Raw genomic sequence first — 11952 nt, forward strand, 5'->3', positions numbered from 1 at the left:
GCCCATGGGGCGTTAGTGTCTGATGATTCGCCTGAATGGACGGTGTCCCGCTTGGGGCATCCCGCCCTCCTGGAGGAGAGACGAAAGTGACATTTCTGCCACAAATCACTGAATCTGCTGCTGTTGTTTGTAGTCCTGCCTGAAGCCGGAGGACACCTAAGTTGGGACGTACTCAGGCTGTGCGGCGCTCAGATCGTGCACCCGTCAGAGCAGTGCCCCCCGCCTCGCCCGAATCAGCTCACCTCCGCCTGCGCGCAGCTGACGCATCTGGTTGCTGCCCGGTTCTACGACCCTGGCTCGCCTCCTCGTGTTCTGAGCTCGCATGCACTTGCGCAGTTCACGCTGGCTCGGAACAGGCACACCGCCGCATGTGCGGAGCCAGGTCATGGACGAAAAACCGACCGTCGAAGAAACCGCCGCATCTCCGCTTATGCAAAGCTCACATCGGCGACCCCGACTCATGCTCGTTTGCCACCTCCGCTCGCCCGGAGCTCACAGACCACCGGAGAACAGTCTCCGGTGGTCATCCGACTCACCTCCGCTCGCGTGGAGTGGCCTTGCAGACAGGATCCCGTCTCAGGGTGGTCCTAGCGCTGCGAGAGCTCAGGCCATAACGACGTTATGGGGCTGAGGCTTAGGTGATGACGTACCTCCATGCTCGGAGCTGCTGCTGCGGAAAACCGACCGTCGAAAAGGAAGACTCACCTCCGCTCGCGCGGAGCTCACGCGGACGCGGTCACCGTGACAGACCTCGCCAACGGCTCACCTCCGCTCGCGCGGAGCTCACGACGCCTTTCTCCTCGACTCCGCGCTGACCCTCGGCTCACCTCCGCTCGCGCGGAGCTCACCACGTGGCCCACCGGTGGAACCCGAACGGGTACGGCTCACCTCCGCTCGCGCGGAGCTCACGACATGACCGACTGGAAGAGCTGGGCGGAGAACGGCTCACCTCCGCCGCGCGGAGCCCACTTGGACCTGCTGCCTGATGGGTCGACCGTCGGCGGCTCACCTCCGCTCGCGCGGAGCCCACAAGAAGGGGATACTCAGGCCGACGGCCAGGAACGGCTCACCTCCGCTCGCGCGGAGCCCACGACGATGTCCGTCAGCTGGGCGGGGGAGAGGGCGGCTCACCTCCGCTCGCGCGGAGCCCACAGCTTCTCTGTCCCACTCGACGTCGGCGGGGACGGCTCACCTCCGCTCGCGCGGAGCCCACCGGACCAGCCAACTCGCGCCTCAGCGTGCGGACGGCTCACCTCCGCTCGCGCGGAGCCCACGACGCCCTCGGACTGGTAGAGGGCAAGGGCGCCGGCTCACCTCCGCTCGCGCGGAGCCCACGCGTACGGGCGCTCATCGCGGTTCACCCGGCTCGGCTCACCTCCGCTCGCGCGGAGCCCACAGGCCACTGCGGCGCCCAACCCCGGACCACCCCGGCTCACCTCCGCTCGCGCGGAGCCCACTCGTCTAGAGAGACCACCATGCAGCGCGACGGCGGCTCACCTCCGCTCGCGCGGAGCCCACGCCCGGCCGGTCTTCGACGGACTGGTCCCCGACGGCTCACCTCCGCTCGCGCGGAGCCCACATGATCTCGCCTTCGCCTACCGAGTACCGCACCGGCTCACCTCCGCTCGCGCGGAGCCCACGGGGTGTACGGCGCGCTGTTCTCCACGCGCGGCGGCTCACCTCCGCTCGCGCGGAGGCCACTAGATGGGCGTCGGTCCCGGCGATCGCGAGCAGGGCTCACCTCCGCTCGCGCGGAGCCCACCCTTCGCGACGTGCGACGTTGTGGTGGCTTTGCTCTTTCTTGGCGCAGAGATGTGCTTGCCACAGCAGTCATTGAACACGATGGCCACGCGCTCGGACCGCTGTGAGACAAGCTTCCCCCAAGAAAGCGCGAGCTGCCTTGCAGGCCGTCCATGCTTCCAGCCATCCAGCAGGATTCCGTCTCACGATGGTCCTAGCGCTGCGAGAGCTCAGGCCATAACGACGTTATGGGTCTGGGGGCTTAGTGACCTACCTCCATGCTCGAAGCTGCTGTTGCCACACCCGAGTGCGGAAAACCGGCCGTCGAAAGAGGAAGACTCACCTCCTCTCACACGGAGCTCACTCCACACGTCGCATCGGCCCCTTCCCCGTCCGCGGCTCACCTCCGCTCGCGCAGAGCTCACGCGGTGATCAGCTGTCCCGGACGCTGCTGCGGCGGCTCACCTCCGCTCGCGCAGAGCTCACCCGGACACGGACCTGCCGATCGTGAGCTTCGACGGCTCACCTCCGCTCGCGCAGAGCTCACCTGTGGTGGCCGGTTTCGAATTGCACGAGGGGCGGCTCACCTCCGCTCGCGCAGAGCTCACCGCGGCGTGCAACTAACGCACGCTGCGTGCTTCGGCTCACCTCCGCTCGCGCAGAGCTCACCGCGGCGTGCAACTAACGCACGCTGCGTGCTTCGGCTCACCTCCGCTCGCGCAGAGCTCACCCTTCGCGACCTGCGACGTTGTGGCGGCTTTGCTATTTCTTGACGCAAAGACATGCTTGCCACAGCGCCCATTGAACACGAAGGCCACATGCTCTGACAGACCTGAAACAAACCTCCCAGGGCGTGGAGTGTGATCTAGTGGGCTGCTCCGTGCTCCGTGTCGCTCAGCAGGAGCGCGGCCCCCAGATGCTCCTAGTGCTGTGACCGCGAAGGTTCGCCGGGTTGGGTGGTCAGGCCGCTGTTCGTAGTGGCTTGCCGCCCCAGCGAAGGCCTTTCTCGCTGCGGATGCGGGCGCGTTCGCGTCTTTGTGCCGCCAGGACGTCGGGGTGGCGGGCGTTCTGGTTGCGCCAGCGGAGGTAGGCGTGCAGGGCCCGGGTCTGGACGGTGTGGTTGGGGTGGTTCGAGTTGGCAAGGGTGAATTGCCGCAAGGGGCCGAAGTGGGCCTCGATGGGATTGGCCCAGGACGCGTAAGTCGGTGTGAAGCACAGCTTGACCTTGTTCTTCACTGCCCACCTGCGGATGCGCCAGTTCGCATGGGCGGAGAGGTTGTCGAGGATCACGTAGATGGGGGCGCCGTCCGGGCGGGCCGCGCGGATCGACCGCAGGGCTGCCCAGGTGTGGTCGATGCCCTTGCGCCGCCGGTTGACACCCCACAGCTGGTCGTCGCCAACGGAGTAACAGCCGTGGAAGTAGGTGATCCCGTGAGTGCGGCGGTAGGTCGCCGGCAGCCGGTCCGGGCGGCTCCGTTCGGCCCAGCACGAGCCGGCGGTCGGCCGGATGCCCAGGGGGCCGAACTCGTCGAAGGCGAAGGTGCGGTCCGGGCGCTCGTTGAGCGCGTACTCGATCCGGTCCAGCTTGGCGTCGAAGGCCGGGTCGGGGGACTCTTTCCAGGTCTTGGTCCGCTGGAAGGTGATCCCGCGGCGGGCGAGCAGGCAGCGCAGGGCTTCCCGGCCGATCCGCACTGGCCGGGCGATGCTCCGGCGCAGGTGCTCGGCGAGCTTGCGGATCGACCAGCGGGTGAACGGTTTGCCGAGCACGTTGGGGCGGGTGGTGGCCGTCTGGACGACGAAGTCCTCGTCGTCAGGGGTTAGCAGGCGGGGACGGCCTCCCGCCCACCGAGGGTCCAGGCATGCGAGCCCGATCTCGTTGAACCGGTGGATCACGTCGCGAACGGTGTCCTCGTCGGCCTGCACCAGTCGCGCAATCACCGGGACTGGGCTGCCGCCAGCAGAGGCCAGCAGCATCATCGCCCGCCGGAACCGCACCGAGCTGGTGCTGCCCCGCCGCACGATGTGCTGCAGCTTCTGCCCCTCTTGCTCGGTCAGCCTGCGAACCCTGACCAGTTGTGCCAATGCCGCCCCCGTGCCGTCGAAGTCAACGCGTCACCCAGCACAACGAGCAACCCGGCGAACCTATGCGGTCACAGCACTAGCGTTCATCCCCGCATGCTGGTGTGGAGATCCGATACCTGACGTGGTCGGGACCTTGGCGCTGGACCACGGCAGGTGCCCGATGGCGTATGCCAGCTGCCTGACGTTCGTCGACGCGCCTCGGTCTGCGGGGTAGCTCACCCATAACGCCGTTATGGGGCTGGGGCTTGGTGACGGCGTACTCATGCTCGGATGTCCTGTTTCAACGAACCTTGACCGGTCTCACCGAAGTTTGACTGGCGGGGACAGCCGCGGTCAGTGGCCGCCGCTCGGGGGCTCGCAGCCGGTGCCGTCGGGGTAGCCGCCGAAGGCATCCGCCTTGGTGGAAGCACTGCTCATCGTGCCCTCCACGCACCAGGGAGAGGCGCCGATGTCGATGAGGAAGCCGACCCTGGAGGGGCCGTCCTGGTACGCCTGCACCTTCCCGGCGGAGTAACCGAGGCTGGTGAGCGCACTGCGGACGCTGCCCGGGGCGAAGTCGCCGCGTCGGCGCAGTGGTTCGAGTGCACTCTCGACGCGTCCGACGGTGGTGAGTCCGTCGCAGCGGCTCTGGCCGTGGAGCGGGATGGGAACTCTGAAGCCGTGGTTTTCGGCGTAGCGGTCGGTGGGCGGCACGGTTGAGGTGGGGGTAGTGGCGGCGGTGGGCGCCGTCGGCTTGGGGCTCTCGCCAGGGCAGGGGAAATCTGCTGGTGTACTCGGCGTCGATATGCCGGTCGGCGTTGGATGCGAACGCCGGTACTCGTCGGCGGTATCCCCTGCCCGCTGCGTTCCGCACCCCGCCGTCAGCAGGACCATCACCGCCAACGGCAACATCCCGAGCCGGGCTCTCGTCTTCCTTAGCGTCGTCATCCCCCGATCCTCCCCCGCAGCTCGGTGGGCGTCATGAGTCCTTTTACCCATCGGGCCGCAACACCCCGTCAGCCTTCGGTGGCAAACCATCGAGCTTCGGTGGCACAGGCCAGTGGGGGTGTCTTGTGGATCGGCCCGCGTACCCTCGGCTCCGTGCCCCGCAATCCGAAGAAGCCCCGCCGGCTGGTCGCCGACGGGCGCGTGTACTTGTGGACGCTGCGCCACAGCCACCGCGTGCTGGAGGGCGGCCGGTCCACGGACTGCCGTGAGACCCTCACGCTATACCCGCAGCCGACCAGTACCGGCGGCCCGCTGCGCATCGTCTTCGCCGAAGGCCCGGGCTGGTACGTCCCGGGCGGGTTCCCCCTGGGCTCCGGGGACGTGGGGTACGTCCGGGGCGGCTCCCTGAACCTGCACGAACCGGGCGCCGTCCGGGCCCTGCTCGACGCGGCGTCGGCCCGAGGGTGGCAACCGGGAGAGCGGCGGGCGGTGGAGGTCGACGGCTGGCCCCTGCTGGAGGCGGCCGCCGCGCGAGCCGGTGACGCCAGCCCCGCAGACTCTTAGAGGTGACTCCGACCTCGACTCGGAACCTGGCCGCGATCAAACTTCGGTGAGACTGGTCAAACTCTGTTGAGACTGGACATCGGATCCGCTACTGCTAGTACCCGAGGCGGACGCGTTCACGGCTCCCCAGTTCTTGGGTAGCTCATCTCACCGGGCGGAAAACCGACTGTCGAAGGGATCTGTTCCCTCCGCTTGCTCGGAGTCCGCTGAGCCGTTTGCACTCGCCGTTCCAGCGTCATCGGTTCACCTCTGCTGGGCGGATCCCCATAACGACGTTATGAGTGTGGACGTCGTTGGCCTCCCCGTTGGGACTCGACGGGCCGCTCTTGTCAGTGGTGCCGACTGATCCTGTGGTTGGCCGGCGGCGGCTGCAGACTCTCGTGGGCAGTAGTTCCCAGTTTGGGAACGCTGTCTATCGGGGGACCGTAGGTCGCTCCTGGATGGCGAACTCGGTGGCCAGAGCGAGAGCGTGCCGGGCTCCGTCAGTCGTGGTGGTGGGCTGGTTACGGTCGCGGGCGAGCTGGTGGGCGCTCCGGACGAAGCTTTCTAGGAAGCCGCAGAAGTTCGCGCGGTGGAAGGCCGTATCGCAGTCGTCGATCGTCGTGGAGAGTTCGTCGAGCCAGTACTCCGCCATCCCATCGACCGTGAGGCCGTCGCGGTGCTCCAGCAATTGGCGGGCAATCCTCTGAGCCAGAGTGAAGCGCCGTGCCTGGGAGGTCACTCGCACGTACTCGGCTCGCTGCTCAGCCAGCCGTCGTTTCTCGTGTGCATGTGCGGTCTCCGGAGAACGGCGTTCGTGCGGCTCGCGTACTTGCTCGGCTCTTAGCCGCAGTGCCTTCTGGTAGGCGCCGTGTCGAGTGGTGACGCACAACGCTTCGTTGAAGCTGTGCCATGGCACCCCGACTTCGCGGCCGTCATTGACCGCCCTCAATTGCCCGGCATCGGCCTGCTCCCGGATGTACTGCCACAGGGTCGCGCGCAGCACGGCTGCCGCTCCACGTGCTTCTTCCGAGAGGCTGCTGGCTTGCCGTTCTGTGTAACGCAACACCAGGAACAGCTCACTGGGGTCGGGAAACCGCTCAAAGTTGGGGTCCCCGCCGGCTTCGTGCAGCTTCCGCAGCTGGTCTGTCATCCCGAGCGCGTCGATCTGACCCACTCTGATGACAGACCGGTTCTTTCTGCTGTTCTCAGTCTTGTTGGCCATATCCCGAGTCTTCGCCAGGCGGTGGTTCCCAAACTGGGAACCGGTCTGCAGTCGCTCGAATGACACATGGCGATGAGCGCTAGGGGGCATCTCGGTCAGCGCGGGGAGCGGGGGTAGAGGTGCCTCAGATGCGTTGCTGCATGTGGAGAGGGACCGCCCTCATCGCCCACGGAGCATCCCCCGCCTGGGGGCGGGAGCAGTTGATGGTCGACGTACAGAACCACCGTGTTGGGTCTTACTCGAGCAGACGCTGCTCATAACGGCGTTATGACTCCAGAGGGGGCTACCTCCTTGGGGCCGTGGGAGGCGAACGCCCTTCAACGCTGAGGACGCCGAAGCTGGAGGATATCTCCGGACGTGTAGAGCAGGCCGTCGATGCCGCAGGCTACGCAGGTCAGCAGGATGCGACGTCCAGATAGGACAGGTCCATAGAGCTCGTAACACGATCTTGTTGGGTTTGGCCGGTCAGCCGTGACCCGAGCGGTGTTTCGGTTGTTCGTGACGGTGTGAGTAAGCGGCCGTGGATCGTGGACGACGAATTGTGGGCAGTGGTCGAGCCGTTGCTGCCGGCCTGGCCCGAGCGGGCGCCGGGGCCGAGGCCGGTGTCCGACCGGCTGTGCCTGCAGGGCATCCTGTACGTGCTCTACCAGGACATCAGCTGGCAACTCCTCCCGGTGGAGCTGGGGTTCGGCTCCGGGCAGACCTGCTGGCGCCGGCTGGGCCGGTGGCACGAGGCCGGTGTCTTCGACCGGCTGCACCGTATCCTGCTCGCAGAACTGCATGCCGCCGACGAGCTCGACTGGTCGCGGGCCTGCGTGGATGCCTCCCACATCCGCGCGAAAAAGGGGGAGCCGCAACCGGCCCGTCGCCGGTCGACCGCCGGAAGACGGGCAGTAAACACCACCTGATCTGCGACGGAAGAGGAACACCGCTCAAGGTCATCACCACCGCGGCCAACGTCAACGATGTCACCCAGACCCTTGCACTCGTCGACGGCATACCGCCCGTCGCAGGCCGGCCCGGACGTCCGCGCAAGCGCCTGGACGCTCTCCTCGGCGACAAGGGCTACGACAGCAATCCCAACCGGCGTGAACTGCGGAAACGAGGCATCCTGCCGGTCATCTCCCGCAAGGGATCACCTGACATCCACGGCCTGGGCAAGCTCCGCTACGTCGTCGAGCAGACCTTCGCTCTCTTCCACCAGTTCAAACGCCTCGCAGTCCGCTGGGAACGACGTCTCGACCTCCACGACGCCCTCGTCTCCCTCGCCTGCAGCCTCATCTGCTGGCGACGCCTCAACAAGCACAGACCATGATCCTGTTACGAGCTCATAGGAACGAACCAGGGGCATGCATGCACACGGCTCCCAAGCCATGGTGTAGGCGCTGGCCTGTGCGAGTGGAACCGCTGAGAACAATGCAGGGGCGGGGCAAGGCCTTTTGTCCTGCACTCTCACTGCCACCTCTCGTAGGAGGCCCTCTCATGCGCGGCCAGTTCTGCCGGGGTGCCGATGAAGGCGGGACCGCAGGTCGCCGGCAGCCGCTCGACGACCATTGCGACTGCCTCTGCGGCAGTGACGGCCATGCCGATTGTCTGCGCGCGTGATGGCCCCGAGACGTAGTACAGCCCACTGTGTTGCCGCCCGGCAGCCGAGGGCCCGCTGTACGGCACGTCCCACGTCCAGCGCTTCTCGGTACACCGACTGAAGTGCAGCTCCCACATACCGACCCACGGATAGAGCTGCCGCAGCCGAGGCTCGGCGTAGGCGGCGGCTACAAGCTCCTCACTCACGTACACCTAGCCGAAGAGCTTCCGCCAGGCCGCTTCGACGACTCCCGCGTCCTCTCCCACTGAGTACATGATCGGATTCTGCCCAACCAGACGACTGGCCTGCCACGTCATCCCGAAACGATCCGGGCGAGGAGAAGAAGGCCGGCACGAGGGACCGCGCTGACCGGGCCTCGCTCCTGCTGGAGGGCTGGCACGGAGTGTCTGATCGCGGAACGTAGTCTGAAGATCCCTATGTAGTGATGACGGAGAGACCGTGTCTGAGTCCTTACCGCCCCTGCCGGGGTACCAACCGCTGGTGTGGTCCCCCATGGATGAGTATCTGTGGCACACGTGCGACATCCTCGCTGACCTAGTTGAGGGCCGGCTGGATCGGCGTCCGCTGATTGCCTCCACCGCGAGGCTCGGGTACGGCGACCGCGTTCTGGCTGTGGGGCCAGGACAGCGAGTGAGCTGGAGGGCTCTGGGTGACGGCAGCTACGTGCATGAAGGCGGCTTTGCGGTCGGCAGCCCCGCCTTCGTGCTCGCCAGCATGGCGGCTACTGCTCTCACCAACTCCTCCCGGCGCAACCAGGCGTGGCGTAACGCCCAACCCCGGTGGGTGGTGGACGGCACGAGTGAGATCACCATTTCCGTACAGGGCATGTTCTCCGCACACCCGACGAGCGCACTCGGCTTCTACTGGCAGTCAGATGGGTGGAGGGAGATCGACCTCGTGGGACCCGATGTTTTTCAAACGAGCTTCGTCGATACCCGTGGGCAGTACTCCACCGTTCGCATTCACACACCCTGGGCTTCGCTCATTTTCGCTCTGGTCGCGCGCGCATCGTTCCCAGCCCATCCGCGACTACTGGGCCGCAGCTGGCTGCCGCCGGACTTCGAGGAACGCTGCGCCCGCATGGGACGCCCGTGCCGCCCCGCCGCCAAGCTCATGTTGAATGACGGTGGCACCTGATCCAGCGGACAAGTCCGGCGGCCGCCTTGTCGAGCAGCGCCGAATCCACGGCTCGCTCGGTGGACAACAGGGCGATGCTCTCCTCCACCTGCTGCTCGGCGTCGGTCATGCCGTCGCCGCCAGCTCACCTCCGCCTCGTGGAGACCACTCCGGCCGCCGCTGGCGCGACGCAAAGAGACCACCGGCTCACCTCCGCCGGCGGAAACCACTCGGGGTGCGGGTGGTCACGCGGTGGGGGGTCTCGGCCCACCTCCGCTCGCGCGGAGCTCACCCCTCATGACCTGCGGCGTTGGAGCGGCTTTGCAGTGAGATCGGGGAACTGCTCCAAGCCAGGGTCTCCACCCGCTTCGTGCAGTCCCCGTAGTTGGTCTGCCGTCCCCCGGCGCATCGATCTGCCCCACCTTGATAGCAGGGCGACGAGGCTTTCTTCCCTTCTTCGGGCTGGAAGCGATGCTTCAAGTCTTCGCTCGGCAGCTGTTCCCAAACTGGGAACCGGCCAACAATCATCCAAAGCGACGACGCAAGCGGGCGTGGGGAATAGCTACACACCCGGTCCGTTGAGCGGTGCTCAGGGACGTTCCCGCAGGTACAGCGCGCAAGGCGTTAGTCGGGTAGCCGGGTCACGGCAACGTGACCCGGCTACCCGACTTGGTCTCGACTACCTGCTTGATGGATGAGTCCCACCTGCGGGGAACTCACTCCAGCATCGCTGCGGCAGTCCGCGGATGGCTCGACCCATCGGCTGCCTGACCCATAACGCCGTTATGGGTCAGGGGAAGGCGGATGAAGATTCCGTCTTCGTAGAGCGGACAGTGTTCTGTCTCCAGGTGGACGGCTACCCAGGCCAACTGCACCAATGCATGAGTTGTCAACGAAGCCGACGGCTGGTCAGCAGAGGCTGATGAGGGAGAACTCGGGCCCATCCGCGTCAGCTGTCGAACGGAGGTATGTGAGCCTGAGACCTCTGGTGCCCTCAGAGCTGGACATGTCCATGGACAGGTCGGGAGAAGGCTTGAGAGTAGAGCGCCGTACCGATGGACCTATGCCCGTTCGCCACCACAGTCGCTGGGGCTGGGTTCAGCGTTTTGCGGCCTCGCCGGTCTTGTTGTAGGCCCTGGTCGCAGATCAGAGTTCGTAGGGGTAGATGGCGACGTGGTCACGCTCGAAGCGGAGCTCTACCCATGTGCCGTCGGTCTCTGTGGGCAATGGGTCTGCGGTGTCGAGCAGAATCTGCGAGCCGGCCAGCTCGAGTACCGCGATGCCGTCCATCTCGAGCGTGACTCTCCCCCGTAGACAGACCTGGCTGCCCTCAGAGCTCACTCTTGGCTGCGCGAGAGCGGCAGGGCTCGCGTTATGTCCCCAGGCGATCTCCTCGTCGATGGTCCACTCGATGTGGTGTGGGCCGTCCGCAGCTGCCGGGTTACCGCACCACTGCACCACGGCGCTTCCGCACGACGTCCGGACCCGGACCAGAACATGGTTCTGCCGGGACTCTGAACTTCTCTCCACATGAACACGCACCTACTGATCATCCGTGACTTGAACAGCGGCAGGTACCTGGGCTTCAACTCTGATCCGCACGTGACGTGACGCGCATCAGAGTGGGTTGGGGCTTCCAATGCTGGAAGACCTCGGCACCAGGCTCTGTGCTGGCAGGCAGCACGGTCACGCTGCCTGCCAGGATCTGCGGGAGGCCTGGCAGGTGGCGCACTCCATGGACCGGTCTGCTCGCCCCAAGCCGTGCGCTATCGATAGACGTCGATGTCGGGGCGTGCCGAGAGTTGTGACACGTGCCGGTGCCAGCCGGCGCGGCGAGGCATGTGGTTAAGGAACGGGGAAGAAGGCCGTGTCAAGCGTGGCCGCCCCCTGCTGCCCACGTGCGAGCAGAACCAAATTTCCCAGGAATCCTCTGTGCTTAGGATCGCTCCCACAGAACCCTTTGAACCTAAAGTCTTCGTACTTTTCTGCTTCGCGTAGGCAGAGATGAGCCAACGCGCCGGACGTCCAACACCACCACTGTCCCGGAGTAGCTCACAACTGGCACGGTCACCGCGCGCCCCCAACTACGACTAACCTCTGGCCTGCACAGAGCTCGCCGCATTGCATCGCCTGCTCTATCCGTCGCGCCCAGCTTGCCTTCGCCTGCGCGGAGCCCAAGTCGCCCCGACTTTCGATGACTACGCGGCGCGGCCTCGGCTCACCTCCGCTCGCGCTGAGGTCAGGTACATGCGGCCTACGCCCGTACCTCCGAGGATGGCTCACTCCACCTGCGCCGATCTCACAGGTTGCCCATGATCGTGTCGAGCGCTAGCTGCGGCTCTCCGCTCAATGCGTGCTCGTGCGTGCTGTTCCAGATTGCCTCCGCCTCTGTGGAGCTTGCTCAACACGTTTGGTGGTCGTTCGGTGACGGGTCGGAGACAGGGCTCGTGGTGGGCCTGCCCTCCGTGATCGGCGAGCGGCTCGCCGGCCTGCTCGCCCAGCACCCGTTGTCAGCGAGTAGGAGTCCGCGGATCGTTGCGTCCTTTGCCGGGCAGTGAGCCGTGCCGAGGGCACGGCCAGCATGTTGCTGCTGTCGTTCCTGGTTGGTGCCCCCTGCGGTGTGTTCGTTTGCGGAGCAGTGGCCGCTCGGCCCCCGCCCGTGATGCAGTCGCGGCAGCGTGCCCAAAGTCGCCTCGAGGCCTAACCTTCGTCT

9 protein-coding genes and 2 CRISPR repeat arrays are annotated in these 11952 nt (G+C 66.1%); of the genes, 3 read left to right on the top strand and 6 right to left on the bottom strand.

Annotated features, from left to right (window positions below; translation table 11 throughout):
• Window positions 1–1001 precede the first annotated feature (1001 nt).
• Window positions 1002–1763: a CRISPR direct-repeat array (repeat unit 29 nt).
• A 312-nt stretch (window positions 1764–2075) separates the two neighbouring features.
• Window positions 2076–2470: a CRISPR direct-repeat array (repeat unit 29 nt).
• A 230-nt stretch (window positions 2471–2700) separates the two neighbouring features.
• Window positions 2701–3822, bottom strand: a complete 1122-nt coding sequence (locus J1792_RS32395) for an IS630 family transposase (RefSeq protein ID WP_207248826.1) — start codon at window positions 3820–3822, stop codon at window positions 2701–2703.
• A gap of 333 nt (window positions 3823–4155) precedes the next feature.
• Complete coding sequence (locus J1792_RS34845) at window positions 4156–4515, bottom strand: hypothetical protein (protein ID WP_242646997.1); 360 nt, start codon at window positions 4513–4515, stop codon at window positions 4156–4158.
• Between the two features lie 387 nt (window positions 4516–4902).
• Between J1792_RS34845 and J1792_RS32405 the strand changes: the two genes are divergently transcribed.
• The gene (locus J1792_RS32405) at window positions 4903–5313 is read left to right on the top strand and encodes a hypothetical protein (RefSeq protein ID WP_207248828.1); all 411 of its coding nucleotides are present in this window, start codon (window positions 4903–4905) and stop codon (window positions 5311–5313) included.
• Between the two features lie 412 nt (window positions 5314–5725).
• Here the strand turns inward: J1792_RS32405 and J1792_RS32410 are convergent, their stop codons facing one another.
• Complete coding sequence (locus J1792_RS32410) at window positions 5726–6517, bottom strand: hypothetical protein (RefSeq protein ID WP_207248829.1); 792 nt, start codon at window positions 6515–6517, stop codon at window positions 5726–5728.
• 524 nt (window positions 6518–7041) lie between these two features.
• On the opposite strand from J1792_RS32410, the gene J1792_RS32415 reads away from it, so the two are divergent.
• Window positions 7042–7832, top strand: a protein-coding gene (locus J1792_RS32415) for an IS5 family transposase (protein WP_372446212.1) whose coding sequence is annotated in 2 segments (ribosomal slippage) — window positions 7042–7363 and window positions 7363–7832 — 792 coding nt in all. Because the reading frame shifts where the segments join, the coding sequence is not laid out codon by codon here.
• A 137-nt stretch (window positions 7833–7969) separates the two neighbouring features.
• Here J1792_RS32415 and J1792_RS32420 read toward each other — a convergent pair.
• Complete coding sequence (locus J1792_RS32420; RefSeq protein WP_207248831.1) at window positions 7970–8308, bottom strand: DUF6193 family natural product biosynthesis protein; 339 nt, start codon at window positions 8306–8308, stop codon at window positions 7970–7972.
• 307 nt (window positions 8309–8615) lie between these two features.
• Between J1792_RS32420 and J1792_RS32425 the strand changes: the two genes are divergently transcribed.
• Window positions 8616–9260: a hypothetical protein gene (locus J1792_RS32425; RefSeq protein WP_207248832.1), complete on the top strand. Its 645-nt coding sequence runs from the start codon at window positions 8616–8618 to the stop codon at window positions 9258–9260.
• Here J1792_RS32425 and J1792_RS35230 read toward each other — a convergent pair.
• Together J1792_RS35230 and J1792_RS32430 are read right to left on the bottom strand one after the other, a co-directional pair.
• The gene (locus J1792_RS35230; RefSeq protein ID WP_278186469.1) at window positions 9235–9369 is read right to left on the bottom strand and encodes a hypothetical protein; all 135 of its coding nucleotides are present in this window, start codon (window positions 9367–9369) and stop codon (window positions 9235–9237) included. The two genes, J1792_RS32425 and J1792_RS35230, sit on opposite strands and share 26 nt — an antisense overlap.
• 1016 nt (window positions 9370–10385) lie before the next feature.
• Complete coding sequence (locus J1792_RS32430; protein ID WP_207248833.1) at window positions 10386–10529, bottom strand: hypothetical protein; 144 nt, start codon at window positions 10527–10529, stop codon at window positions 10386–10388.
• Between the last annotated feature and the right edge of the window lie 1423 nt (window positions 10530–11952).

The organism is Streptomyces triculaminicus (assembly GCF_017349075.1).
In the GTDB taxonomy this organism is placed as follows: Bacteria; Actinomycetota; Actinomycetes; order Streptomycetales; family Streptomycetaceae; genus Streptomyces; species Streptomyces triculaminicus.